The sequence below is a fragment of the Pseudomonas sp. B16120 genome, assembly GCF_044218845.1.
Lineage (GTDB): Bacteria > Pseudomonadota > Gammaproteobacteria > Pseudomonadales > Pseudomonadaceae > Aquipseudomonas > Aquipseudomonas paracarnis.
Genome location: NZ_CP162588.1, coordinates 1,604,976 through 1,629,787, shown reverse-complemented (window position 1 = coordinate 1,629,787; position 24,812 = coordinate 1,604,976). Strand labels below are relative to the sequence as shown.

Annotated in this window: 24 protein-coding genes; 9 read left to right on the top strand and 15 right to left on the bottom strand. The window is 61.5% G+C overall.

Annotated features, from left to right (window positions below):
• Positions 1-152: 152 nt before the first annotated feature.
• Positions 153-1,403, top strand: a complete 1,251-nt coding sequence (locus AB4P90_RS07725) for an OprD family porin (protein WP_019817827.1) — start codon at positions 153-155, stop codon at positions 1,401-1,403.
• 82 nt (positions 1,404-1,485) lie between these two features.
• Entirely contained in the window at positions 1,486-2,385 is a 900-nt protein-coding gene (locus AB4P90_RS07720; protein ID WP_395605778.1) for a polysaccharide deacetylase family protein, read from the top strand.
• A gap of 128 nt (positions 2,386-2,513) precedes the next feature.
• Here the strand turns inward: AB4P90_RS07720 and pcaC are convergent, their stop codons facing one another.
• The 11 genes from pcaC to pcaR form a co-directional block, all read right to left on the bottom strand.
• Positions 2,514-2,912, bottom strand: coding sequence for a 4-carboxymuconolactone decarboxylase (pcaC, locus tag AB4P90_RS07715; protein ID WP_003189316.1), 399 nt, complete (start codon positions 2,910-2,912; stop codon positions 2,514-2,516).
• Between the two features lie 10 nt (positions 2,913-2,922).
• On the bottom strand, positions 2,923-3,714 hold the full coding sequence (pcaD, locus tag AB4P90_RS07710) for a 3-oxoadipate enol-lactonase (protein ID WP_103452347.1): 792 nt from the start codon (positions 3,712-3,714) through the stop codon (positions 2,923-2,925).
• Between the two features lie 10 nt (positions 3,715-3,724).
• Complete coding sequence (locus AB4P90_RS07705) at positions 3,725-5,089, bottom strand: 3-carboxy-cis,cis-muconate cycloisomerase (protein WP_395605777.1); 1,365 nt, start codon at positions 5,087-5,089, stop codon at positions 3,725-3,727.
• Positions 5,090-5,099: 10 nt separating this feature from the next.
• A complete protein-coding gene (locus AB4P90_RS07700; protein ID WP_014717296.1) occupies positions 5,100-6,395 on the bottom strand; it encodes an MFS family transporter in 1,296 nt (431 codons plus the stop codon).
• 217 nt (positions 6,396-6,612) lie between these two features.
• The gene (gene pcaG, locus AB4P90_RS07695) at positions 6,613-7,179 is read right to left on the bottom strand and encodes a protocatechuate 3,4-dioxygenase subunit alpha (protein WP_014717295.1); all 567 of its coding nucleotides are present in this window, start codon (positions 7,177-7,179) and stop codon (positions 6,613-6,615) included.
• 1 nt (position 7,180) lies between these two features.
• A complete protein-coding gene (pcaH, locus tag AB4P90_RS07690) occupies positions 7,181-7,885 on the bottom strand; it encodes a protocatechuate 3,4-dioxygenase subunit beta (RefSeq protein WP_019817832.1) in 705 nt (234 codons plus the stop codon).
• Positions 7,886-7,906: 21 nt separating this feature from the next.
• The gene (gene pcaF, locus AB4P90_RS07685) at positions 7,907-9,109 is read right to left on the bottom strand and encodes a 3-oxoadipyl-CoA thiolase (protein WP_175563003.1); all 1,203 of its coding nucleotides are present in this window, start codon (positions 9,107-9,109) and stop codon (positions 7,907-7,909) included.
• A complete protein-coding gene (locus AB4P90_RS07680; protein ID WP_003189301.1) occupies positions 9,106-9,885 on the bottom strand; it encodes a CoA-transferase subunit beta in 780 nt (259 codons plus the stop codon). Before AB4P90_RS07680 ends, pcaF begins: the two co-directional genes overlap by 4 nt.
• Positions 9,885-10,742: a CoA transferase subunit A gene (locus AB4P90_RS07675; RefSeq protein ID WP_014717292.1), complete on the bottom strand. Its 858-nt coding sequence runs from the start codon at positions 10,740-10,742 to the stop codon at positions 9,885-9,887. Before AB4P90_RS07675 ends, AB4P90_RS07680 begins: the two co-directional genes overlap by 1 nt.
• A gap of 248 nt (positions 10,743-10,990) precedes the next feature.
• Complete coding sequence (locus AB4P90_RS07670; protein WP_032903228.1) at positions 10,991-12,331, bottom strand: MFS transporter; 1,341 nt, start codon at positions 12,329-12,331, stop codon at positions 10,991-10,993.
• 145 nt (positions 12,332-12,476) lie between these two features.
• Positions 12,477-13,319 (bottom strand): pca regulon transcriptional regulator PcaR, encoded by an 843-nt coding sequence (gene pcaR, locus AB4P90_RS07665; RefSeq protein ID WP_014717290.1) that lies wholly within the window; start codon positions 13,317-13,319, stop codon positions 12,477-12,479.
• A 541-nt stretch (positions 13,320-13,860) separates the two neighbouring features.
• Between pcaR and AB4P90_RS07660 the strand changes: the two genes are divergently transcribed.
• A complete protein-coding gene (locus AB4P90_RS07660; protein ID WP_003189295.1) occupies positions 13,861-14,061 on the top strand; it encodes a hypothetical protein in 201 nt (66 codons plus the stop codon).
• 332 nt (positions 14,062-14,393) lie between these two features.
• On the top strand, positions 14,394-15,869 hold the full coding sequence (locus AB4P90_RS07655; RefSeq protein WP_003189291.1) for an inorganic phosphate transporter: 1,476 nt from the start codon (positions 14,394-14,396) through the stop codon (positions 15,867-15,869).
• A gap of 208 nt (positions 15,870-16,077) precedes the next feature.
• On the opposite strand, the gene ccoM is transcribed toward AB4P90_RS07655, so the two are convergent.
• Positions 16,078-16,194 (bottom strand): cytochrome c oxidase subunit CcoM, encoded by a 117-nt coding sequence (ccoM, locus tag AB4P90_RS07650; RefSeq protein ID WP_019817835.1) that lies wholly within the window; start codon positions 16,192-16,194, stop codon positions 16,078-16,080.
• Between the two features lie 143 nt (positions 16,195-16,337).
• The gene (locus AB4P90_RS07645; RefSeq protein WP_005785860.1) at positions 16,338-16,499 is read right to left on the bottom strand and encodes a hypothetical protein; all 162 of its coding nucleotides are present in this window, start codon (positions 16,497-16,499) and stop codon (positions 16,338-16,340) included.
• Positions 16,500-16,632: 133 nt separating this feature from the next.
• Between AB4P90_RS07645 and AB4P90_RS07640 the strand changes: the two genes are divergently transcribed.
• The 3 genes from AB4P90_RS07640 (at position 16,633) to AB4P90_RS07630 (ending at position 19,245) form a co-directional block, all read left to right on the top strand.
• The gene (locus AB4P90_RS07640; protein ID WP_058410208.1) at positions 16,633-17,505 is read left to right on the top strand and encodes a LysR substrate-binding domain-containing protein; all 873 of its coding nucleotides are present in this window, start codon (positions 16,633-16,635) and stop codon (positions 17,503-17,505) included.
• Between the two features lie 91 nt (positions 17,506-17,596).
• Entirely contained in the window at positions 17,597-18,067 is a 471-nt protein-coding gene (locus AB4P90_RS07635) for a RidA family protein (RefSeq protein WP_038449351.1), read from the top strand.
• Positions 18,064-19,245: an aminotransferase class V-fold PLP-dependent enzyme gene (locus tag AB4P90_RS07630; RefSeq protein ID WP_200599211.1), complete on the top strand. Its 1,182-nt coding sequence runs from the start codon at positions 18,064-18,066 to the stop codon at positions 19,243-19,245. Before AB4P90_RS07635 ends, AB4P90_RS07630 begins: the two co-directional genes overlap by 4 nt.
• Here AB4P90_RS07630 and AB4P90_RS07625 read toward each other — a convergent pair.
• Complete coding sequence (locus AB4P90_RS07625) at positions 19,242-19,583, bottom strand: hypothetical protein (RefSeq protein WP_014717286.1); 342 nt, start codon at positions 19,581-19,583, stop codon at positions 19,242-19,244. The genes AB4P90_RS07630 and AB4P90_RS07625 overlap by 4 nt on opposite strands.
• 219 nt (positions 19,584-19,802) lie before the next feature.
• On the opposite strand from AB4P90_RS07625, the gene rapA reads away from it, so the two are divergent.
• Entirely contained in the window at positions 19,803-22,649 is a 2,847-nt protein-coding gene (gene rapA / locus AB4P90_RS07620) for an RNA polymerase-associated protein RapA (protein ID WP_073453862.1), read from the top strand.
• Between the two features lie 166 nt (positions 22,650-22,815).
• Here rapA and AB4P90_RS07615 read toward each other — a convergent pair whose 3' ends face one another.
• Positions 22,816-24,162, bottom strand: a complete 1,347-nt coding sequence (locus AB4P90_RS07615; protein ID WP_038449346.1) for an MFS transporter — start codon at positions 24,160-24,162, stop codon at positions 22,816-22,818.
• A 253-nt stretch (positions 24,163-24,415) separates the two neighbouring features.
• Here AB4P90_RS07615 and AB4P90_RS07610 point away from each other — a divergent pair, with 253 nt between their 5' ends.
• Positions 24,416-24,784, top strand: a complete 369-nt coding sequence (locus AB4P90_RS07610; protein WP_014717283.1) for a YkgJ family cysteine cluster protein — start codon at positions 24,416-24,418, stop codon at positions 24,782-24,784.
• Positions 24,785-24,812: the final 28 nt, after the last annotated feature.

Here is a 24,812-nt window from a genome sequence, read left to right as displayed (position 1 = left end):
ACCGGAAGCGGTTTTTTTATGCCTGCATTGTTGCCCTTACAACTTGCGTTCGATCATCGCCCACAACCCACCTTCCCCTACTTTCATCGCCCCCGCACCGCCGCGCACCATGGCCGCCACCTGCATAAACCCAATAACAACAGGTTCACACCATGAGCACTTTCCAACCGCGCCAGCTGTTGCTGGCGGCTGCTGTCGCCAGTTCTGCCCTGCCCGTTCTCGCCCAGGATCATGGCTTTCTCGAAGACGCCAGCGCCAACCTCAACCTGCGTAATTTCTTCTTCAACCGCAACTACACCAACCCGACCAAGGCTCAGGGTGGCGCGCAGGAGTGGACGCAAAGTTTCATTCTCGACGCCAAGTCCGGGTTCACCCAAGGCACAGTCGGTTTTGGTGTGGATGTGCTGGGCTTGTACTCGCTCAAGCTCGATGGCGGGCGTGGCACAGGCGGCACGCAGTTGCTGCCGCTGGACCATGACGGCCGGCCAGCCGATGAGTTTGGCCGGCTGGGCGTGGCATTCAAGGCGCGCTTTTCCAAGACCGAGCTGAAGGTGGGCGAATGGATGCCGGTGCTGCCGATCCTGCGTTCCGACGATGGCCGCTCCCTGCCACAGACCCTGCGTGGCGGGCAGATCACCTCGAAGGAAATCGACGGCCTGACCCTCTATGGCGGCCAATTCCGCGCCAATAGCCCGCGGGACGACGGCAGCATGAGCGACATGTCGATGTTCGGCAAAACCGCCTTCACCTCCGACCGTTTCAACTTCCAGGGCGCCGAATACGCGTTCAACGACAAACGCACCCAAGTCGGCGTGTGGAATGCCCAGCTCAAGGACATCTACAGCCAGCAGTTCGTCAATCTGATCCACAGCCAGCCTGTGGGCGACTGGACCCTGGGCGCCAACCTGGGCTTCTTTTACGGTAAGGACGACGGCAGCGCCCGCGCCGGCGACCTGGACAACAAAACCTGGTCCGGTTTGTTCTCGGCCAGGTACGGTGGCAACACCTTCTACGTCGGCCTGCAAAAACTCACCGGCGACAGTGCCTGGATGCGCGTCAACGGCACCAGCGGCGGCACCCTGGCCAACGACAGCTACAACTCCAGCTATGACAACGCACAGGAAAAATCCTGGCAGGTTCGCCACGACTACAACTTCGCCGCCCTCGGTGTACCAGGCCTGACCCTGATGAACCGCTATATCAGCGGCAGCAACGTGCACACCGGCACCATCACCGACGGCAAGGAGTGGGGCCGCGAGACCGAAGTAGGCTATACGGTGCAAAGCGGCACGCTGAAAAACCTCAACGTGCGCTGGCGCAATTCGAGCATGCGCAGGGACTACAGCAACAACGAGTTCGATGAGAACCGGTTGATCGTCAGCTATCCGATCAGTCTGCTGTAAACCGGCATAGCACTTACTGTATGGTGCGCGCCTGCCGCTGCTGATCCCCCCAGCAGCGGCCTTTACTCGGGCCCTGCACGGCATGAAATCCTTCGCTACAGCAATCGCTTTGTTTGCCCTGGTCTTGAGCCTGGGGGGCTGTATCAGCGCACCCATCGCCCTGACACCACAGACCGAACAACGCCTGCTGGCCCAGGCGCCGATCCGCTTTTTGCTGACCTTCGACGATGGCCCAAGCGCCTCGGGCTACAACAACCCGAGCCGTTCGGTAGTGGCGGACCTGGCCAACAACCCGGTGCTGCCGGGGATCAAGGCGGTGTTCTTCCTGCAGACCGAAGCCGCTCGCGCAGGCGGCAGTTCCCGAGGCCGCAAGACCATGGAACGAGAATTCGCCGCTGGCCATATCCTGGCCTTCCACACGGCCACCGCGTTTCACACCAATCATCGCTGGCTGAACGACGCCACCCTGGAACACACCCTTACCGAAGGCGCCGCAGACATTGCCGCCATCACGGGCGCGCCCCCCGTGCTGGTACGCCCCCCCTTCTGGAACTACGACAAGCGCACCTTCGCCGCCTACCAACGCCACGGCATGCAGGTACTGTTGACGGATTTGAGTGCCAATGACGGCAAGATCTGGGGCTTCAACGCCAGCCCGCGTCGGCGGGCCAACCTGTATCGGCAACTGTCGGTGGTACGCGAACGCATCGCCTTGGGTGAACTACCGACAGTGGAGGGTGTGATCCCGGTAGTGGTGACCTTCCATGACATCAACCGCTACACCGCGCGGCATATGCAGGAGTACTTGCAGATTCTGATGGACAGCGCACGGGTCAACGGTTTGAAGACCGCGGCCGAGCCGTTCTATACCGACTACGCCGCGCTGGAACGCGCAGCGCTGGCCCGTACGGTCAAGGCTGTGAACGAGCCGGTGCATCTGCCTGGGGTGTGGAATTGGCTGTGGGATGCTGATTCCCACTAATACCTTAAACCTGTGACGATCCCCTGTGGGAGCTGGCTTGCCTGCGATGCAGACAACACGGTCCCCAGTCAGACCTCGTCGCTGCAATCGCAGGCAAGCCAGCTCCCACAGGTGATCGCCTTTCACATTCAGTCTTGTTGGCGAGACTCCACACCCAACTCATCCCACACTGACTCAGCCAAATGAAACGTCGCATTCGCTGCCGGAATCCCGCAGTAGATCGCACTCTGCATCAGCACTTCCTTGATCTCGGCGCGGGTTACGCCGTTGCTGGCGGCGGCACGCAGGTGCAGCTTCAGTTCTTCACTGCGGTTCATGCCGATCAGCATCGCGATGGTGATCAGGCTGCGGGTATGCCGAGGCAGGCCGGGACGGGTCCAGATGTCACCCCAGGCGTGGCGGGTGATCATTTCCTGGAACTCGCTGTTGAACTCGGTCAGGGCATTGAGGCTGCGGTCGACATGGGCATCGCCCAGTACTTCGCGGCGCACCTGCAGGCCCTCGGCGTAACGTTGTTTCTCGTCCACAAATAGCTCCTCAGCGGGCCAGCAGAAATTCGATCACCCGGTCGCTGAACGCAGCACCGGCCTGAACGTTGGACAGGTGCGCTGCATAGAACTCGGCGTACTCGGCGCCCTGCACATGGCTCTGGATAAAGTGGCCGCCAGCTGGCGGCGTCACCGCGTCTTCGGTGCCGGCAATCACCAGGGTCGGCACCTTGATCGAGGACAATTGCTCACGAAAATCCGCATCGCGCACGGCGCCGCAGTTGGCGGCATACCCCTTGGGCGAAGTGGCCGCGAGCATATCGGTGATCTGCTTGGCCTGGTGCGGGTTGGCAGCGGCGAAATCTGCGGTGAACCAGCGCGCAATGGACGCATCGCGCAGCGCCACCATCGCGGCGGCGCCATCACGCAGGACCATTTCGATACGCGGGTTCCACACCTCGGGCGTGCCGATCTTGGCCGCGGTATTACACACCACCAGGCGTTGCAGGCGCTCGCCGGCATGAATGCCCAGCCATTGGCCGATCAAGCCGCCCATGGACAATCCGCAAAAATGCGCCTTCTGGATATCCAGCGCATCCAGCAGTGCGAGCACGTCTGCCCCCAGTTGCTCGATGCTGTAAGGCCCCTCGGTCACCAGGGATTGGCCGTGGCCACGGGTGTCGAAACGCAGCACACGAAAATGCTCGGTAAAGGCCGGAATCTGGATATCCCACATATGCAGGTCGGTACCCAGGGAATTGGACAGCACCAGTACCGGTGCGTCGGCGGGCCCCTCGAGTTGGTAATGCAGTTCGCCCTCGGCGAGTTGTACAAAAGCCACAGCGGTCTCCTCAGGCAGTCAAAGCAAAATGTTCGGTCACCGCACGCGTGACCCAGGTAGACGCCTGGCCCAGGTAATGGGCCGGGTCGAGCAGGCGGTCCAATTCAGCCGCCGACAGCTCGGCGGTGACGTGCGGCTCATCCGCCAGTACCGCGCGCAAATGGCGCTGCTCGGCGACCGCACGTTTGCAGCACTGCTCCAGCAGATGGTGCGCAGTGTCGCGGCCCAAGCGTTGGGCGAGCACGATACTCACCGCTTCGGCCAGTACCAGGCCCTGAGTCAGGTCGAGGTTGTGTGCCATACGTTCGGCATTCACCTCAAGCCCTTCACTGACCAGAATTGCCTGGTGCAAGGCACCGGACACCAAGCGGCAAATCTCTGGCAAGGTTTCCCATTCGGCGTGCCACAAGCCCAGGCTGCGTTCGTGCTCTTGAGGCATGGCGCTGAACATCGTTGCCACCAGGCCCGGTACGCGGGTGGCCGCGCTGATCAGCACTGCGGCGCCCACCGGGTTACGCTTGTGCGGCATGGTGGACGAACCGCCCTTGCCCGGCGCCGAAGGCTCGAACACCTCGGCCGCTTCGGTCTGCATCAACAGGCTGATATCGCGGCCCAACTTGCCGAGGCTACCGGCGATCAGGCCAAGCAGGCTGGCAAACTCCACCAGGCGGTCACGCTGGGTGTGCCAGGGTTGTTCCGGTAAGCCCAGTTGCAACTCGGCGGCCAAGGCTTCGGCCACGGGCATGGCGTGTTCGCCCAGCGCTGCCAAGGTGCCCGAGGCGCCGCCAAATTGCAGGACCAGCAGGCGCGGTTTCAATTCAGCCAGGCGCTGGCGACTGCGCGTCACCGCGCCCAGCCAACCGGCGATTTTCATTCCCAGGGTGACCGGCGTCGCGTGCTGCAACCAGGTGCGCCCGGCCAACGGCACGGTGGCATAACGCTGGGCCTGGGCGGCCAACACCTCCCCCAGGCGAGCCAGGTCGGCTTCGATCAATTCCACCCCACGGCGCAGTTGCAGCACCAGGCCGGTGTCCATCACATCCTGGCTGGTTGCGCCCAGGTGTACATAACGCTCGGCGTCGGCGTCCTCACTGGCGATCAACTTGCCCAACGCCTTCACCAATGGAATCGCAGAGTTGCCCGCCATGGCAATCGCGCTGCCAAGGGCGTCCACGTCATACAGCGACGCCAGGCATGCCTGGGCAATCGGTGCGACAGCGGCCTGGGGAATCAACCCGACCCGGGCCTGCGCCCGGGCCAGTGCGGCCTCGAAATCCAGCATGCCCTGCAAACGCCCCTGGTCACAGAACACTTCGGCCATGCTGTCAGCGGTGAAATAAGCGTCGAACAGTTGATTGCTCGTGCGCAGCGTCATAACTCATCCCTTACAGATCGTGATGCAGGTACGCCGCCTGTTTCGGCAGGCGCAAGCTGAACAGGAAGGCCACCGCCATCATCGCGGTGACGTACCAATAAAAGGTGTTTTCCATGCCGATGGATTTGAGGCTCAGCGCAACCACTTCTGCCGAACCGCCAAACACCGCGTTAGCCACCGCATACGCCAGGCCCACGCCCAATGCACGCACCTGGGGCGGGAACATCTCCGCTTTGACCAGGCCGCTGATGGAGGTGTAGAAGCTGACAATCGCCAAGGCCAGGGTGATCAGCACAAACGCCAAAAACGGGCTGGTCACGGTTTTCAAGGTCAGCAGGATCGGCACGGTAAACAGCGTGCCAAGGCCGGCAAACCAGAGCATGGAATTACGCCGGCCAATCTTGTCGGCCAACATGCCGAACAACGGCTGCATGCACATGTACAGAAACAGCGCGCCGGTCATGATGTAGCTCGACGTCTTGGCGTGCATGCCCACGGTATTCACCAGGTACTTCTGCATGTAGGTGGTGAAGGTATAGAAAATCAGCGAGCCGCCGGCGGTGTAGCCCAGCACCGTAATGAAGGCTTTGCCGTGGTCGCGAAACAGCGCGACGATACTGCCGGCGTCCTTGTCTTCACGCATTTCCTTGCTGGTGGTTTCTTTCAGGGTGCGACGCAGCAGCAGGGAGATCACGGCGGCTATGGCGCCGATCACAAACGGGATGCGCCAGCCCCAGGCGCGCAGTTCTTCTTCGGTGAGGATCTGTTGCAGGATCACCACCACCAGCACCGCCAGCAACTGGCCGCCGATCAGGGTCACGTACTGGAACGAAGCAAAGAAGCCACGCTGGCCCTTGAGCGCGACTTCACTCATGTAAGTGGCCGTGGTGCCGTATTCGCCGCCCACCGACAAGCCCTGGAACAGCCGCGCCACCAACAGCAACGCTGGCGCCCAGGCACCGATGGCGTTGTAGGTCGGCAGAAAGGCGATGACCAGGGAGCCGCCGCACATCATCAGCACCGAGATCATCATCGAGTTCTTGCGCCCGTGCTTGTCGGCCACCCGGCCAAACAACCAGCCACCGATCGGTCGCATCAGGAACCCGGCGGCAAACACCCCGGCGGTGTTGAGCAACTGCACCGTGGGGTCGTCCGAGGGGAAAAACGCCGGAGCAAAATAAATCGCGCAGAAGGCATAGACGTAGAAGTCGAACCATTCGACCAGGTTGCCGGAGGACGCACCGACAATCGCAAAGATCCTTTTGCTGCGTTCTTCTCCGGTGTAGTGGCTGGTTTTTGTTGTCATGTTTTTTTACTCAGTGGGAACGGTTATAGCCTAGACATACTTTGCAACAACCCTGTTCCGCAAGCAGACTTTTGGATAGGTGGAGCCTGGATGATCGTTCCCACGCTCTGCGTGGGAATGCCGCATGGGACGCTCCGCGTCCTGCCGTTCGCGGGTGACGCGCAGCGTCACGGGATGCATTACCACGCAGAGCGTGGGAACGATCGTTACAGCCAACTCAATAGTCGAAGAACACCGTTTCCTTATCTGTGCCCTGCAAAATCACATTCCACTGATAAACCCCTGCCGCATCCGCCTGGGCAATCAAGGTGCCCCGACGTTCTGCCGGCACACACGCCAGCAACGGGTCATCGCCGTTCAAGGCCTCACCGTCAAAATAAATCCGCGTCAGCAAGTGCTTCACCAACCCACGGGCAAACACCAGCACCACCAAATGCGGCGCCTGGGTGGTGCCCTTCAGCCCCGGCACACTGCCCGGCTTGACGGTGGTAAAGCGGAAACGCCCTTCGGCATCCACCGGCACGCGGCCAAAGCCTTCGAAGTTCGGATCGAGCGCTTTGTCCTGCTCGTCTTCGGGGTGAGCATATTTGCCGGCGGCATTGGCCTGCCAGACTTCCAGCATGGCATCGTTGACGACATCACCGTTGCCGTCCACCACTTGGCCGCTGATTGCCACACGTTCACCGAGGGTGGCAGTGACGGTCAGGTCTTCACGGTTCAGCCAGGTCAGGCCAATGTGGTAATACGGCCCGACGGTGTGGGACGTGGTCGCGTTGAGTGTCATCTCATTTCTCCATCGGCGTGGCGTCGCGGCCGCGCAGGACGATGTCCCAGCGGTAGCCGAGGGCATAGGAAGGAATGGTTTTTTCCAGGTCGAAACTGGCGATCAAGCGTTGCTTGGCGCTGGTGTCCGGCACGCAGTTGTAGATCGGGTCGTATTCCAGCAACGGGTCGCCCGGGAAATACATTTGCGTCACCAGGCGCGTCAGCACGCTGGGGCCGAACAGCGAAAAGTGGATATGCGCCGGGCGCCAGGCGTTGTGGTGGTTGCCCCACGGGTAGGCGCCGGGCTTGATGGTTTGGAACTGGTACCAGCCGTCGGCGTCGGTGACGGTGCGCCCGGTGCCGGTGAAATTCGGGTCCAGGGGTGCATCGTGCAGGTCGCGCTTGTGGTTGTAGCGGCCGGCGGCATTGGCCTGCCAGATCTCCACAAGGATGCCCGGCACTGGCAGGCCGTTTTCGTCCAGCACACGGCCATGAATGATGATGCGCTCGCCTTGCGGCTCGCCCTCATGCTGGGCTGTCAGGTCGTTGTCCTTCTCATTGATACGTTCGGCGCCGATGGTCGGGCCAGTGATTTCCGACAAGGAATGGGGCAGGAACACCAAAGGCTGTGAAGGCGAACGCAGGTTCGTCGACTGGTAGGCCGGGTGCAGGTAATCAGGTTGAGTGCCCGCTTGCGGGCGCCGGTAACCGGGCTTGTCACTCATGGAGCAATCCTCTTTTAGTTATCAGACGCGTTCAATCGCCAGGGCCAGGCCTTGGCCGACGCCCACGCACATGGTCGCCAGGCCTTTGCGGCCGCCGGTTTTTTCCAATTGGTGCAGGGCCGTCATCACCAACCGCGCACCACTCATCCCCAAGGGGTGACCGAGGGCAATGGCGCCGCCGTTGGGGTTGACCTGGGGCGCATCGTCAGCGATACCCAGCTCGCGCAGCACCGCCAGGCCTTGGCTGGCGAAGGCTTCGTTGAGTTCGATCACATCAAAGTCGGTGACCGCCAACCCCAGGCGCTCCACCAGTTTGCGCACCGCCGGCACCGGGCCGATGCCCATCACCCGCGGGGCGACTCCGGCACTGGCCATGCCCAGCACACGGGCGCGGGCGGTGAGGCCGTGTTGCTTGACGGCCTCGGCGCTGGCGAGGATCAGCGCGGCGGCGCCGTCGTTGACGCCCGAGGCATTGCCGGCAGTGACGGTCTTGTCCGCGCCGTTGACCGGCTTGAGCTTGGCCAGGGCTTCCAACGTGGTGTCCCGTGGGTGTTCATCGCGTTCCACCAGGGTTTCGCCTTTTTTATGGGCGATTCGCACCGGAACGATTTCCTCGGCAAAGAACCCGGCGGCCTGGGCAGCGGCGGTGCGTTGCTGGCTGCGCAGGGCGAAAGCGTCCTGGTCGGCGCGGGAAACCTGATAGTCATCGGCCACGTTATCGGCGGTCTGCGGCATGGCATCCACACCGTACTGGGCCTTCATCAGCGGGTTGATAAAGCGCCAGCCAATGGTGGTGTCTTCCAACTTCATGTTGCGCGAGAACGCCGCGTCGGCCTTGCCCATCACAAACGGAGCGCGGGACATCGATTCGACGCCACCGGCAATCGCCAACTCCATTTCACCGCTGGCAATCGCACGAAAGGCGGTGCCGATGGCATCCATGCCCGAGGCACAGAGGCGGTTGAGGGTCACGCCGGGAATACTTTCCGGCAGCCCCGCCAGCAGCAACGCCATGCGTGCCACATTGCGGTTGTCTTCACCTGCCTGGTTGGCGCAGCCGAGGAAGACTTCGTCTACGGCGCTCCAGTCCACCGACGGGTTACGCTCGATCAACGCCTTGATCGGCAGTGCCGCCAGGTCATCGGCGCGCACCGTGGACAGGCCACCACCGAAACGGCCGATGGGCGTGCGAATGGCATCACAGATATAAACCTCGCGCATCAGGCTTCTCCCGGTGCTTGGCCATGGGCGGCGGCGGTGCGTGCTTCGAGGTCACGCAGGGCGGTCAGTTCGGTCTCGGTGGGTTCAGCGGTGGTGCTCACCTGGTCGGCAAAGCGAATCGCCCAGCCGGTGGCGGCGACCACTTGCTCGCGGGTCACGCCGGGATGCAGTGCAGTGACCACGAACTCATGGCTGCCCTCCTCCGGCTCCATGATGCACAGGTCGGTAATGATGCCCACCGGGCCGGCGCCGGGCAGGCCCAGACGCTTGCGTGAGTCGCCACCTTCGCCGTGACCGACGGAGGTGATGAAGTCCAGTTTGTCCACAAACGAACGGGACGATTGCTTAAGGATGATCAACACGCTCTTGGCCGAACCGGCGATTTCCGGCGCGCCACCGGCACCCGGCAAACGCACTTTGGGCTGGTGATAATCACCGACCACGGTGGTGTTGATATTGCCGAAACGGTCGACCTGGGCCGCGCCGAGAAAACCGACATCAATGCGCCCGCCCTGCAGCCAGTAGCGAAAGATCTCACCGGTGGGCACCACGGTGTCGGCGGTCTCCGCCAGCTCGCCATCGCCGATGGACAGCGGCAACACGCTGGGCTTGGCCCCAATCGGGCCGGACTCGTAGATCAGCACCACATCCGGCGAGGACGTCAGGCGCGCCAGGTTGGCCGCCTTGGATGGCAGGCCGATGCCGACGAAGCACACCGAGCCGTTCTTGAGGCGGCGTGCGGCGGCGACGGTCATCATTTCATTGGTGGAATAAGCCATTACTTAGCCTCCTGCGCGGCGGCCAGCTTGGCCTGGAATTCACTGAAGTCGGCAGTGCCGTGGATGTATTCGTCGATCCAGGCGGTAAAGGTCCCGCGGTCGCGGGCAATCGGGTCCCACGCCTGGTAGAAGCGGTTATCCCGCTCGTTGTAGCCGTGCGCGTAGGAAGGATGGGCACCACCGGGTACGTGACACACCGCCGTCAGCGCCCAGGTCGGCAGCACGCAGCTGTTCATCGGCGCATTCAGGTCGTCGACGATTTCCTCGACGGTGACGATGCAGCGCTTGGCCGCCAGCGCCGCTTCCTTTTGCACCCCCAGAATGCCCCAGAGCAGCACGTTGCCTTTGCGATCGGCTTTCTGCGCGTGAATCACGGTGATGTCCGGACGCACCGATGGCACCGCCGCCAGCACTTCGCCGGTGAAGGGGCAGGTGACGGTCTTGATCAGCGGATTGACCTTGGGCAAGTCGGAACCGGCATAGGCCCGCAACACCGCGAACGGCAGGCCGGAGGCACCGGCGACGTAGGCATTGGCCAGGTCGGCGTGGCTGTGCTCTTCGATCTCCAGCGCTTGCGGCCATTGTTTCTCTACCGCGTCGCGCAGCCGATGCAGGGAACCCACGCCCGGGTTGCCGCCCCAGGAGAAAATCAACTTGCGCGCACAGCCGGCACCGATCAACTGGTCGTAGATCAGGTCAGGCGTCATGCGCACCAGCGTCAGGTCTTTCTTGCCCTGACGAATGATTTCATGGCCTGCGGCCGTAGGGATCAGGTGGGTGAAGCCTTCGAGGGCGACGGTATCGCCGTCGTTCACGAAGCGCTTGACCGCATCACGCAGGGTGAGGATTTCAGCCATGGGGTTGGGCTCCCGGTGTTGATCGAAAAAGGCGCTGAGGTGGCGCCGAAGTGCTAGAAGATTAAGCCGGGGAAATAGGCCAAACAATCCGATAATCGACTGAGCGTTCGATTATCGAACCGATTGTTGCTTAACTAACCATCGCAAGGAACAGGGTCAATGTGGGAGCTGGCTTGCCTGCGATGGCGCGAGTGGATTCAGCACCGCTATCGCAGGCAAGCCAGCTCCCACAGGGGTAGTGATCGGTTTCAGGTCGCATCGGCATGGCTGACCATGCCCTTAATCATTACCGCTGCCGTGGCCAAGGCCGCCGGTATCACCAATGCGGTGAGCACCTGCTCGAAGTTCCAGCCCAGGCCCAGCAAGGTTGCGCCCATCCACGCCCCCAGGATCGCGCCGAAGCGGCCGATGCCGAGCATCCACGACACACCGGTGGCACGGCCTTGGGTGGGGTAGAAACGCGCCGCCAGCGACGGCATCGCCGATTGCGCACCGTTGACGCACATCCCGGCGACCAGCACCAGGGTGGCCAACAACGTGATGTTGCCCAGGCTCTGCCCCACCGCGTAGGCAAACACCCCGGCCAGCAGGTAGAACGTGCCGATCACTTTGTGCGGGTTGAACCGGTCCATCGCCCAGCCCACGCCCACCGCGCTCAATACCCCACCAAACTGGAACAGCGCGCCGATGAACGCGGCTTGCTCCATGCTCGCGCCACTGTCGCGCATCAAGGTGGGGAGCCAACTGGTCAGCAGGTAAACGATCACCAGGCCCATGAAGTACGTGAGCCACAACAGCAAGGTGCCAGCGCTGTAGGTGCCCGAGAAGATCACCGCGAACACATTGCGGGCCTTGACGGTTTTTTGCTCCGGTACGCTGAAGTGAGAGGCCTGGGCAACGATGTTTGGCTCGATAGGGGCCAGGGTCTTGCGCACCTTGTCGGTGCCGCGATTGCGCACCACCAGGTAACGCGCCGATTCCGGTAGCCATACCAGCAGCACCCCAGCCAGGATCAACGGCAGGATGCCGCCGATCAGCAACAGGCTGTGCCAGCCGAAGGCCGGGATCAGCTTGGCCGAAATAAACCCACCACCGGCCATGCCGAGGTTGAAGCCACAGAACATGCTGGTCACCAACAAGGATTTATGCCGCTCGGGGGTGTATTCAGACAACAAGGTGGTGGCATTCGGCATGCCGGCGCCCAGGCCCAGGCCGGTGAGAAAGCGCAGCACCAGCAACTGGTCGACAGTGGTGCTGTAGGCCGACGCCAGGCTGAACGCACCAAACACCAACACCGCGCCGACCAGCACGACTTTGCGGCCAAAGCGGTCGGCCAGGGGGCCGGAACCGAGTGCGCCAAACACCATGCCGATCAACGCGGCGCTCATCACCGGGCCGAGGCTGGCGCGGTCGATGCCCCAGTCCTGGGACAGCGCGGGCGCGATAAAGCCCATCGCGGCGGTGTCGAGGCCGTCGAGAAAGACAATCAGGAAACACAGGATCACCACGCGCCACTGATAGCGCGAGAGTGGCTGGGTGTTGATAAAGGACTGTACGTCCAGGGTGGTACCGACAGAAGGCTGATTCATTATTTTTATTCCACACCGATGGCGGGCTGACGACCTGGGGTCATCATTCTTATTGGGCAGCTCCTCAGAGCGCTGCCGCACATTAATAAGCCAAGGGAAACACCGTCAATCGAGCCAGCCGGGATCTGTGCGGTCACCGAACAGCTTAGGCAAACAGCTGCGCACTCAGCTCACGGCTGGCGCTGAGCATGCTCGGCAAAAAGCGCTGCTCCAACTCGCTGCGGCTGACCCGCCCGGCATGGGTGCTGACATTAAGCGCGGCCAACACCTGGCCGGACGCGTCATACACCGGCACCGCGATGGAACGCAGGCCCTGCTCCAGTTCCTGGTCGACAATGCACCAGCCCTGCTGACGCACCTGTTGCAGGCATTCCAATAACGCTTGCGGCGTGGTCAGGGTGCGGCTGGTCTTGGTTTGCAGGTCGGCATGGTCGAGATAATCCTGCAGCGAAGCGTCGTCGAGGGCGGCCAGCAGAATGCGGCCCATGGATGTGCAATATGCAGGCAAGCGCCCACCCACCGACAGGTCAACCGAGATCAGACGCTGGGTGGTGGCGGAACGGGCGATATAAAGAATGTCATCGCCTTCCAGGGTGGCCATGTTGCAGGCTTCATGCAGTTGCTCGCTCATGCGGTCCAGGTAAGGCTGGGCCGAAACAGCCAGCGGTGTGGACGACAGATAGGCATGACCGAGGGTCAGTACCTTGGGCAACAGCGAGTAGGTGCGCCCATCCGTGGTGGCGTAGCCGAGCTTGATCAAGGTGTGCAGGCAACGGCGCACGGCGGCGCGGGGAATTTCCGTGCGATGGCTGATCTGGGCGATGGTCAGGTGACGCTTACGCTCCTGGAATGCCTGCACCACGGCCAGGCCACGGGCCAAGGACGTCATGAAATCCGGATCACCGGTGAATGCCTGGATGCGCTTGGCCGGTGAAGCCACGATCGGCGGCGCCACTGATGCAAAGGAGTTGCGCAATTGATCGTTCATTTCAAGGGGCCTTCTCTTGTTATCACCACGGGAGGGTTGGCGGCTATTACAAGCCGTGCCGGTCGCCCTGCACAAGTCAGCGTCGGCAACATTGGGCGATTATCGAACGACCATGCGATTATCGCAATTTGGCCGGCGCTGGCGCACACCTCGCGGCCCTGGTTTCAGATTTGCCTGATGCATCTATAAAGCAGGCGCATTTACCCTGCCAGGATGATGACGGTGTTCACAAATACCCACGCCAACATGTAACAAACCTCTGACACATCGTTGACGCTTTTTAACTTCACGATGATAGTGTTATTCAAATGCGCCGCTATAATGCAACCTGTGCAGAGGTCAGCCCGGTATGTATCGGGAGTGGAGCTCACCGGGCGTTGCGGGTTGTATGCAGGGCCGGACACAAGTACTCGCTTAAAAGTACTGCCCTCAGGCCTATTTACCCATTTGAACGTTTTATTGTTCTATTTGGAATCGCCCGAGCACGACTTTCAGGCATGACGCTGCGCAATCAATAAACTCAACTCAATTAGGTAATACTGTGACGAAAGATGAACTGCGCGCGGAACTTGAGCGCCAGGAGCAACGTTACAAGGATGTCTACGGCGGGGAAGTCACCACCTACGCCGCGCAACCCGAGCCGGAACGCAAGCCATGGCGTAAACGCGCCAGCCTGCTAGACCAGGCATTTGCCCAGGAAATCCAAAAGATCGAGCAGGAGCTCAAGACCGAGGAGCCATAAGCGCTTCGGTTCGAGCCTTAAGGGTCGTGCTGTCTCTGCCGGTGAAGTACTGGCAGAGGGCACCCGCTTTAGCGTCCACTGGTCAGTAACCTACAGCCACCTACGAAATTTCATACAAATGTTTCAGGCATGGCATTTTCATGACTAAAGCCCGCCTTCTGCGGCCTGCGCTTTATAAATCAAAGACTTGCCAAAGCCCCGAAAACCCTGGGATGCGTGCGTCCTGCCGCGTTTTTTTCCAGGAAGATTGTTACCGATGAGCAGCTAATGCATCGATTACTGATGTTTTCTGGCATAATCGCGCCCCCTTACGACCGGGTCAGAAAACCTTCATGATCGATTTATTCAGCGGACTGGATGCTTGGGTTCTAGTGAGCCTGTTGCTCGCCTTGGCCTTTGTCCTCGCCTTCGAGTTCATCAATGGCTTTCATGACACCGCTAACGCGGTGGCCACAGTCATCTATACCAAAGCCATGCCGCCACACCTGGCCGTGTTCTTCTCCGGGGTGTTCAATTTCCTCGGCGTATTGCTCGGTGGTGTCGGTGTCGCCTACGCCATCGTGCACTTGCTGCCGGTGGAGTTGCTGATCAATGTGAACACCGGCCATGGCTTGGCAATGGTCTTCTCATTGTTGGCAGCAGCGATCACCTGGAACCTGGGCACCTGGTACTTCGGTATCCCCGCCTCCAGCTCCCACACCCTGATCGGTTCGATCCTTGGTGTCGGCCTGGCCAACGCGTTGATCAACGACATCCCCCTGGCTGACGGTGTGAACTGGCAGAAGGCCGTGGATATCGGCGCGTCCCTGGTATTCTCGCCGATGGCGGGCTTTCTGGTCGCCGCTCTGGTACTGATCGGTCTGAAGTGGTGGCGTCCGCTGTCGAAGATGCACAAGACCCCGGACCAGCGCCGCAAGCTTGACGACAAAAAGCACCCGCCATTCTGGAACCGCCTCGTCCTGGTGATTTCGGCCATGGCGGTGAGCTTCGTGCACGGCTCCAACGATGGCCAGAAGGGCATCGGCCTGATCATGCTGGTGCTCATCGGTATCGTGCCGGCGCAGTTCGTATTGGACCTGGGCAGCACCACTTACCAGATCGAACGTACCCGCGACGCCACCCTGCACCTGAACCAGTTCTACCAGCGCAACCACGAGACCCTCGGTGAATTCCTGGCCCTGGGCAAAAGCGTGAAGGATGACCTGCCGGGCAAGTTCCGCTGCAACCCGCAGCAGACCGAACCGACGATCAACGCGCTGCTGGGCACCCTCAAGGGCGTCTCGGACTACCACTCGCTGACGGCCGACCACCGCATCGAGGTACGTCGCTACCTGCTTTGCCTGGATGACACCGCGAAAAAGGTCGGCAAGCTGCCAGGCCTGGACTCCCGTGAGAAGTCCGACCTCGACAAGCTGCGCAAAGACCTGACCGCCACCACCGAGTACGCCCCGTTCTGGGTGATCCTCGCGGTCGCACTGGCCCTGGGCCTGGGCACCATGGTGGGCTGGAAGCGCGTGGTGCTGACCATCGGTGAAAAGATCGGCAAGCAAGGCATGACCTATGCCCAGGGCATGTCGGCGCAAATCACCACGGCCACCATGATCGGCTTCGCCAACATCTTCGCCCTGCCAGTGTCCACCACCCACGTCCTGTCTTCTGGCGTGGCAGGCACCATGGTTGCGAACAAAAGCGGCCTGCAAGGTGGCACCGTCAAGACCATCCTGATGGCCTGGGTATTGACCTTGCCAGCGACCGTAGGCCTCTCGGCCGGGCTGTTCTGGTTGGCGTCCAAGGCTTTGGGCAACTGATAGCCGGCCGGCAATAAAAAAGGTGCGATCCGCGAGGGTCGCACCTTTTTTTATGATCGTTATGATCGTTCCCACGCTCTGCGTGGGAATGCCGCCACGGACGCTCCGCGTCCCACTGGCGCACGGGTGACGCGGAGCGTCACAGCCAAAAAAAAGGGCGACCGAAGTCGCCCAAAATGCCTTGCGTGCTCATGTAACCCGGAAAGACTTAAGGTTTTTTACGCTTGTTCGCGTCTTTCCAGATAAAAAATCCAAACCCTACAAAAAACAGCACCATGAGGCTAACAGTCAGCACTCCGGCAAAAACCACATTATCGAAAAACATGACCGGCCTCCTGCACTTGCCCTGTTGCGATAGGGCTAAGTTAATAGAGAAGGCACAGTGGGAAATTGACCAGGATCAATGTCGCCCACAACGGGGCGTAAAGAAGGGGAATAACTGACCTGCATCAATAGAGGCAGGACGTTTCAACGTTTTTTCGGCTTGTTCTTCGACTTCTTCTTGGGCTTGCCCAAGGGCATGGCTTGCTCAAAGGCTTGGCGCACTTCATTCAGGCGCTTGTCATTAAGGTCGTGAACGCGCTTGGCACGTTCGGCGTTCAGGTCGATCAGCTTGTCGTCATCACTCATGGCTTGGCTTACGTCGTGGCGAGAATGCCTCAATAATGCGGCCTGCCCCGCCCGACGGCAATTAAGCGGGCGACAAAATGCAGGCCATCGACCAAAATCGGCACTTTCTACCCTGCCCAGGAGGTGCATCCAGGTGGCCTTGCACAACGACCTTCCACCGCTGCTGGCCCTGCGCGCCTTCGAGGCCGTGGCACGGCACTTGAGTTTTATCAAGGCGGCTGACGAGTTGTCGGTGACCCAAAGTGCGCTGAGCCACCAGGTACATAAGCTCGAGCACCACTTGGGCAAGCCGCTGTTTATCCGGCGAACCCGTGCGATCGACCTGACGTTGGCCGGGCAAGATTACTACGCGCAAATACGCCCTGCCCTGGACGCCATCGCCGCTGCAACACGCAGCCAGCGGGGAGCGCCGTGCGCCAGTGTATTGCGTATCGGCTTGCTGGCGTCCTTTGCCACGCTGTGGCTGGCGCCGCGCCTGGCCGAGTTTCTACAGCGCCACCCGCATATCCAGGTGGAATTGCTGCCCGCGATTCAATTGGCCAACGTCGCCACGGCCGAAGTTGACCTGGCCATCCGCTACGGCAAGGGCGACTGGCCCGACGTGCTCGCCACACGCCTGATGACCGAAACCCTGTCACCGGTATGCAGCCCGGCGTTCAAGGCCAGGCAGGTCGCCACAGGCCCGTTGTTGATGGCGACCTCGCACCGCCCTTTCGAGTGGACCGATTGGTCCGCCCATTACCAGATCAACCTCGATCATCACCCCCGCGTGATGTTGCATGACTACAACATCGTGGTCGAAGCGAGCGTGGCCGGCCAGGGTATCGCCATGGGCCGCCATCGCCTGATTGAACGCAGGCTCCACGACGGCAGCCTGGTGGAGGCCTTTGACTGGCCGCCCTATCACAGCGACATCGGCTATTGGCTGATCGCCCCCCAAGGTCCGCTCAGTGAGGCGGCTGAATGCTTCAGTCAGTGGTTGAAGCAAGCGTGTGCCGACGCGTGAGTTTTTTAGATACGTCGGTTGAGATCTATCCGTTTGTCGCCCCTCGCCACCACCAACATGCTGGAACCTTCTGACACCAGAGGATTTCACCATGACTGACTCCATCCGCCAGCGCGTACACGCCCTCGGCCTGACACTGCCTACGCACAGCCAACCCGCAGCCAACTACATCAATCATGTGATCAGCCAACACCAGCTGTTCATCTCGGGACAAATTCCCATGATCGATGGCAAACCCGCCTACATTGGCCGGCTGGGCGATTCTCTCAGCGATGAAGATGGCGCCCAAGCGGCGGAATTGGCAGCGCTGGGCCTGCTGGGGCAATTAAGCGATGCGCTGGGCGATGACCTGTCGCGGGTGGTGCGCATCCTTCGCCTGGGCGTGTTCATTGCCAGCAGCGCCGACTTCCAGCGCCAAAGCCTGGTCGCCAATGGCGCTTCGAACCTGCTGGTCAACGCCCTCGGCGACAAGGGCCGGCACGTGCGCACCGCCGTAGGTGTTTGCAGTCTGCCGGCTGGTGTCGCCGTGGAAGTGGACGCCATTTTCGAGCTGCAGCCATGAGCCCGCTGCAAATCCAGCACTTGCGAGAAGCCACGCCCGGTTGCCAGTCCGGCCTCGTGCACTTCAATCATGCTGGAGCCTCCTTGCCCAGCCAGGCGACGCTCGACGCCATCATCGAACAGCTGCAACGCGAAGCCCGCGACGGCCCGATGGAGGCCGGAGAACAGGGTGCCATCTTAGTGGAAAAGGCCCGCCGCGCCGCTGGGCAGTTGCTCAATGCGCCCGCCTCAGCGATTGCCTTCGCCAGCAGTGGCTCGACGGCCTGGAGCATGGCCTTCCAGGCGCTGGGGCCCTGGCAGCCGGGTGATCGAATTCTGGTGGGGCGCCACGAATGGGGCGGTAATCTGGCGAGCATGGAACTGGCCATTCAAGCCGGGGCGCGGGTGGAGGTCATCCCGTGCGATGCCAGCGGCGCGGCCTGCCCGGTGGCGTTGGAGGCGATGCTGGATGCCAAGGTGAAGCTGATCGACCTCACCTGGCTGCCGGCCAACGGTGGCTTGATCAACCCGGCCCAGGCCATCGGCGATGTGGCCAGGCGGCATGCCATCCCCTACTTCATCGACGCGGGCCAAGCCGTCGGCCAACTGCCGGTGGATGTGCAAGCGTTGCAGTGCGATGTGCTCAAGTCTGCCGGCCGCAAACACCTGCGCGGGCCTCGCGGTACCGCGCTGCTGTATATCAGGCCGGATTTTCTGCCGCATCTGAACCCGGCCCAACGCGACGTGTTTTCAGCGCCCTGGACCGCCGAAGGCTTCGACCTGCGCAACGACGCCCGGCGCTTTGAAACCAGCGAAGTCTCTTTCGCCCTGCTGGCCGGCCTGGGCAATGCGTTGCACGAGATCAATCAACTGGGGATTGAGCGGGTATGGCAAAGAGTCTTGCAGACCAGCGCGCGAATCCGCGAAGCACTGCGTCAGATACCGGGGATCAGCTTGCACGACTTGGGCAGCACGCATTCAGGCTTGATCGCGTTCAACCTGGCCGGCTGGGATAGTTTTGAACTCAAACAACGCCTGGGGTTAAAGCGCATCAACATCGGCGCCAATGGCGTGGCCTACACCCCGCTGGACATGCAAGCACGTGGGTTGAGCAGCGTTGCGCGCATCTCCGTCAGCCCGCTCAACACCGATGACGATATTGAGCTGCTGGTGAAGGCCCTGCGCGAACTGAACGGTTAGACCTCGATATCCACCCACAGGCCCTGGCGCGGCGCGTCTTCGATTAGCGGCGCCACGGGCACGGTGTTGTCAGCGTTGAGCAAGTCGCCGGGAATCGGCAAATGCTGCTCCGCGTCGTCGTCGGCTTCGCGCCGGCGTTTCTGCTGCTCCTGCTGGCGACGCTGCTCTTCGCGCAGCAGAAAGGTCGATTGCTCGGCATCGCCTTTTTTCAGGTCGATCGTGCTCTCGTTGGAGCCCGGTTGAACGGGCACCACCGGCGGAATATCCGGCTTCTGGCGTGCCGGGTCGAGTTGCGACGTGACCGGCACAACACTGACGGGCAGCATGGGTGGCAGCATGATAATTATTCTCCTGATCAACAGGCTGTCGGCGGGTGGCAGGGCGACTTGAGCACCCGCGTGCCAAGCTGTGACTCAGTCGACACTCTCAAGTGCCCGCCATCCGTCGATTCAATTTCCGCCGGCCCATACAAACAGCGTAGTTTTTGTCAGAGTTCTTGGGCGCCGGGCCGTGTTCCGTTAACATAGTCGGCTTTTTCACGGCGGGAGTCAGGCAGCATGGCGCAGCAGTATCAACCGGGGCAACGCTGGATTAGTGACAGCGAAGCAGAGCTGGGGTTAGGCACCGTTCTGGCACAGGACGGCCGCTTGTTGACCGTGCTCTATCCGGCCACTGGCGACACTCGCCAGTATGCGCTACGGAATGCGCCCCTCACTCGCGTGAGGTTTTCGCCGGGTGACACCATCACCCATTTCGAAGGCTGGAAAATGACCGTACAGGAAGTCGACGACGTCGATGGCCTGCTGGTCTACCACGGCCTCAATGGGCAGAACGAGCAGGTCACCCTGCCGGAAACCCAACTGTCCAACTTCATCCAGTTCCGCCTTGCCAGTGACCGTCTGTTCGCCGGGCAGATTGACCCGCTGGCGTGGTTCTCGCTGCGCTACCACACCCTGGAACACACCAGCCGCCAGTTGCAGTCCTCGCTGTGGGGCCTGGGTGGCGTACGCGCCCAACCGATTGCCCACCAACTGCACATCGCCCGCGAAGTCGCTGACCGTATCGCGCCACGCGTGTTGCTGGCGGACGAAGTGGGCCTGGGCAAGACCATCGAAGCGGGCCTGGTGATCCATCGCCAACTGCTTTCGGGCCGTGCCAGCCGCGTACTGATCCTGGTTCCGGAAAACCTGCAGCACCAATGGCTGGTGGAAATGCGCCGCCGCTTCAACCTGCAGGTTGCGCTGTTCGATGAAGAGCGCTTTATCGAAAGCGATGCCACCAACCCGTTCGAAGACACCCAGCTTGCACTCGTTGCGCTGGAATGGCTGGTGGACGACGAGAAGGCCCAGGACGCGCTGTTCGCCGCTGGCTGGGACTTGCTGGTGGTCGACGAAGCCCACCACCTGGTATGGCACGAAGACAAGGCCAGCGCCGAATACTCGCTGGTCGAACAACTGGCCGAAGTAATTCCAGGCGTGCTGCTGCTGACCGCCACCCCGGAACAACTGGGCCAGGACAGCCATTTTGCGCGCCTGCGCCTGCTGGACCCGAACCGCTTCCACGATCTGCAAGCCTTCCGCGCCGAGAGCGAAAACTATCGCCCGGTGGCCGAAGCCGTGCAGGAGCTGCTGGACAAGGGCCGCCTGTCGCCAACCGCGCACAAGACCATTCAAGGCTTCCTCGGTGACGAAGGTGAAGCCCTGCTCACCGCCGTCAACGATGGCGACAGCGAAGCCAGTGCCCGCCTGGTGCGTGAACTGCTGGACCGCCACGGCACCGGCCGCGTGCTGTTTCGCAACACCCGTGCCGCGGTGCAAGGCTTCCCCGAGCGCAAGCTGCACGCCTACCCGCTGCCCAACCCGGACGAATACCTCGAACTGCCCCTGGGCGAACACGCCGAGCTGTACCCGGAAGTCAGCTTCCAGGCGCAACCGGACATCGAGGAAGAGAACCGCTGGTGGCGTTTCGACCCTCGGGTCGAGTGGCTGATCGACCAGTTGAAAATGCTCAAGCGCACCAAGGTCCTGGTGATCTGCGCCCACGCCGAAACCGCCATGGACCTGGAAGACGCCCTGCGTGTGCGCTCCGGCATCCCGGCCACGGTGTTCCACGAGGGCATGAACATCCTGGAGCGTGACCGCGCCGCTGCCTATTTTGCCGATGAAGAGTTCGGTGCCCAGGTGCTGATCTGCTCGGAAATCGGCAGTGAAGGCCGCAACTTCCAGTTTTCCCATCACCTGGTGCTGTTCGACCTGCCGTCCCACCCCGACCTGCTGGAACAGCGCATCGGGCGCCTGGACCGGATCGGCCAGAAACACGTGATCGAACTGCACGTGCCGTACCTGGAAACCAGCCCGCAAGAACGCCTGTTCCAGTGGTACCACGAAGCGCTCAATGCCTTCCTCAACACCTGCCCGACCGGTAACGCCTTGCAGCATCAGTTCGGCCCGCGCCTGCTGCCCTTGCTGGAAGCCGCCGATGACGGCGAGTGGCAAGCCCTGATCGACGAAGCCCGTGCCGAGCGCGAGCGCCTGGAGCAGGAGCTGCACACCGGTCGGGACCGTTTGCTGGAGCTCAATTCCGGCGGCGCCGGCGAAGGCGATGCCCTGGTCGAGGACATCCTCGAACAAGACGACCAGTTCGCCCTGCCGATCTACATGGAAACCCTGTTCGACGCGTTCGGCATCGACAGCGAAGACCATTCGGAAAACGCGCTGATCCTCAAGCCCAGCGAAAAAATGCTCGACGCCAGCTTCCCCCTGGGCGACGACGAAGGTGTGACCATTACCTACGACCGTAACCAGGCGCTGTCGCGCGAAGACATGCAGTTCATCACCTGGGAACACCCGATGGTGCAGGGCGGCATGGACCTGGTGCTGTCCGGTTCCATGGGCAACACCGCCGTGGCGCTGATCAAGAACAAGGCGCTCAAGCCAGGCACCGTATTGCTTGAACTGCTGTATGTCAGCGAAGTGGTCGCCCCGCGCTCCCTGCAACTGGGCCGCTACCTGCCACCGGCCGCCTTGCGCTGCCTGCTGGATGCCAACGGCAACGATTTGTCGGGCCGCGTGTCGTTCGTGACCTTGAATGACCAGCTGGAAAGCGTGCCACGGGCCAGCGCGAACAAATTCGTGCAGGCGCAGCGCGACCAACTCACCCCGCGCATCAACGCCGGTGAAGAGAAGATCGCCCCGCGTCACGCCGAGCGTGTCGCCGAAGCCAAGCGTCGCCTCGCGGCAGACACTGACGAAGAGCTGGCGCGCCTGACCGCGTTGCAAGCGGTCAACCCGACCGTGCGTGACAGCGAGCTGGTCGCCTTGCGCAACCAGCGCGAGCAAGGCCTGGCCATGCTCGATAAAGCGGCACTGCGACTGGAAGCGATTCGGGTGCTGGTGGCAGGTTGATAAACCGCTGAACGTAAAAGGCCCGCTTAGTGCGGGCCTTTTTAGAGATCGTTCCCACGCTCTGCGTGGGAATGCATCATGTGACGCTCTGCGTCACGACTTTAAAGCGGACGCAGAGCGTCCAGAGCGGCGTTCCCACGCAGAGCATGGGAACGATCACTCGGTCTCACGCCGTTACCGCAGTTGCCGGCACCTCAACCGCACTCAACCCTTCCTTCATCCGCTTGGCATCACGCACAAAACTGCGCGAGGCCTGGAACAGAAAAAGCATGGTCAAGAACAGCGCTACCGGAATCAGGTACATGGCGTCATGCAAGCCCACCGCTTTATAAGCCTCGGTCATCTGCTGCGCCCCGGCCGCATACATCGCTGAATGAGCAAAGTGATCGGACAGCGCCCCGACCACCACCGGCCCCATGCCACCGCCGAGCAAATACAGCCCAGCAAAGAACAGCGCCATCGCCGTCGCGCGCAAACGCGGTTCGACCACGTCCTGGATCGCGGTATACACGCAGGTATAGAAGTTGTAGGCAAACAACCAGCCCACACTGAACAGCGCGACAAACACTCCGATTTCGACGCGCCCGGCATGCAATGCCCAGGCGGTGGTGCCCGTGGAGATGATCAAGCTGAAGGCGGCAAACAACAATCGACCATTGGCGACCCGCTGATGAATTTTGTCGGCAATCCAGCCGCCCAGCGTCAGGCCCACCAAGCCGGTCAGGCCGACAATGACGCCCGTCGCGACGGCCGCGTCCTGCAACGGCATGAGGAAATAGCGTTGCAGCATCGGCACCAGGAATGAGTTGCACGCATAGGTGGCAAAGTTAAAGCACAGCCCGGCCAGCACCAGCCACAGGAAGGTCGGCACGGCCAGCACGCGGCGGATCGGGCGGTCGACGCGCGCCTGGGAGACCTGCACGGTTTCAGCCGCGCCGCGCTTGGGTTCTTTTATGTAGAACATAAACACCGCCAGGATCAGCCCCGGCACCGCCGCGATAAAGAAGGGCGCGCGCCAGCTGTCGAACGCCTTGACCATCGCGCCGATGGTAAAGAACGCCAGCAACAGGCCCAACGGCAGGCCAAGCATGAAAATCCCCATGGCTCGGGCACGGCGGTGGGCGGGAAAGAGGTCGCCAATCAGCGAATTGGCCGCGGGTGCATAGCTGGCTTCGCCGATGCCAATGCCCATGCGCACCAGCAGGAAGGTCCAGAAACTGCCGACCATGCCGTTAACCGCCGTCAGCCCGCTCCAGGCGAACAAGCCCCAGCCCATCAACTTGCTGCGTGAGCCGGTGTCGGCCAGGCGCCCGAGCGGTAGCCCGGCAATGGCGTAGACGATGGTAAAGGCGGTGCCGATGATACCGAGCTGAAAGTCGCTCAAGTGCCATTCCATGCGGATCGGCTCGATGATAATCGCGGGGATGGTGCGATCGAAGAAGTTGAACAGGTTGGCCAGGAACAGCAGGAACAGAATGCGCCAGGCATTCGCCGCTTGGGTCGAGTTCTGCATGGGTCCGTCTCTTTTATTGTTATGAGAGCTGTGATGCCCGATGCATCCTGCCCGGTACCTGCAACATAGTCAGGTAAGGCGGGGTTGTCTGTAATGATTCGTAAAGCTGATAGGGCATGATTTCACCCGACAACACGGGGATTTGTCCCACGAAAATATAAGTGCGTGCCCCCCCTTCCCAACGGCCATGGCACGGATAGAATGGCGAGCCTTCCTGTAACACCCCCAACCTACTTTCTTATTGATGACGCCCATGTCCGAAGCCAGTCCGTGTCTGAATTGCGGTGCCTGCTGTTCACACTTTCGCGTGTCCTTCTTTTGGGGTGAGTGCGCCTCGTCCGGGGGCACGGTGCCCGATGACCTGGTGGTGCAGATCAACCCCAGCCGCGTGGCGATGATCGGCACCGACCGCAAACCGGCACGGTGTTGCAGCCTTGAAGGTGAAGTCGGACAGGCCACCAGCTGCTCAATTTATGAGCAGCGCTCCAGCGTGTGTCGCGAGTTCGAGGCGTCCTGGAGCCAGGGCGTGCAAAATGTCGATTGCGACGCTGCCCGTGCCGCATTCGGCCTGGCCCCGTTGGAGGCCCCGCACTTCGAACTCGACCTGCCCATCAGCGCTTAGCACCAAACGCTATGGACGGCATATCAAA

What these genes read in the sequence shown, in the direction of transcription:
- pcaR (WP_014717290.1), bottom strand. Translation starts at nt 13,319, where the DNA reads ATGAACGATCAATTGCGCAACTCCTTTGCATCAGTGGCGCCGCCGATC.
- AB4P90_RS07700 (WP_014717296.1), bottom strand. Translation starts at nt 6,395, where the DNA reads ATGACAACAAAAACCAGCCACTACACCGGAGAAGAACGCAGCAAAAGG.
- ccoM (WP_019817835.1), bottom strand. Translation starts at nt 16,194, where the DNA reads ATGTTTTTCGATAATGTGGTTTTTGCCGGAGTGCTGACTGTTAGCCTC.
- AB4P90_RS07670 (WP_032903228.1), bottom strand. Translation starts at nt 12,331, where the DNA reads ATGAATCAGCCTTCTGTCGGTACCACCCTGGACGTACAGTCCTTTATC.
- AB4P90_RS07705 (WP_395605777.1), bottom strand. Translation starts at nt 5,089, where the DNA reads ATGACGCTGCGCACGAGCAATCAACTGTTCGACGCTTATTTCACCGCT.
- pcaG (WP_014717295.1), bottom strand. Translation starts at nt 7,179, where the DNA reads ATGACACTCAACGCGACCACGTCCCACACCGTCGGGCCGTATTACCAC.
- AB4P90_RS07725 (WP_019817827.1), top strand. Translation starts at nt 153, where the DNA reads ATGAGCACTTTCCAACCGCGCCAGCTGTTGCTGGCGGCTGCTGTCGCC.
- AB4P90_RS07625 (WP_014717286.1), bottom strand. Translation starts at nt 19,583, where the DNA reads ATGCTGCCACCCATGCTGCCCGTCAGTGTTGTGCCGGTCACGTCGCAA.
- rapA (WP_073453862.1), top strand. Translation starts at nt 19,803, where the DNA reads ATGGCGCAGCAGTATCAACCGGGGCAACGCTGGATTAGTGACAGCGAA.
- AB4P90_RS07630 (WP_200599211.1), top strand. Translation starts at nt 18,064, where the DNA reads ATGAGCCCGCTGCAAATCCAGCACTTGCGAGAAGCCACGCCCGGTTGC.
- AB4P90_RS07720 (WP_395605778.1), top strand. Translation starts at nt 1,486, where the DNA reads ATGAAATCCTTCGCTACAGCAATCGCTTTGTTTGCCCTGGTCTTGAGC.
- AB4P90_RS07645 (WP_005785860.1), bottom strand. Translation starts at nt 16,499, where the DNA reads ATGAGTGATGACGACAAGCTGATCGACCTGAACGCCGAACGTGCCAAG.
- AB4P90_RS07675 (WP_014717292.1), bottom strand. Translation starts at nt 10,742, where the DNA reads ATGGCTGAAATCCTCACCCTGCGTGATGCGGTCAAGCGCTTCGTGAAC.
- AB4P90_RS07615 (WP_038449346.1), bottom strand. Translation starts at nt 24,162, where the DNA reads ATGCAGAACTCGACCCAAGCGGCGAATGCCTGGCGCATTCTGTTCCTG.
- AB4P90_RS07655 (WP_003189291.1), top strand. Translation starts at nt 14,394, where the DNA reads ATGATCGATTTATTCAGCGGACTGGATGCTTGGGTTCTAGTGAGCCTG.
- AB4P90_RS07680 (WP_003189301.1), bottom strand. Translation starts at nt 9,885, where the DNA reads ATGGCTTATTCCACCAATGAAATGATGACCGTCGCCGCCGCACGCCGC.
- pcaH (WP_019817832.1), bottom strand. Translation starts at nt 7,885, where the DNA reads ATGAGTGACAAGCCCGGTTACCGGCGCCCGCAAGCGGGCACTCAACCT.
- AB4P90_RS07635 (WP_038449351.1), top strand. Translation starts at nt 17,597, where the DNA reads ATGACTGACTCCATCCGCCAGCGCGTACACGCCCTCGGCCTGACACTG.
- AB4P90_RS07610 (WP_014717283.1), top strand. Translation starts at nt 24,416, where the DNA reads ATGTCCGAAGCCAGTCCGTGTCTGAATTGCGGTGCCTGCTGTTCACAC.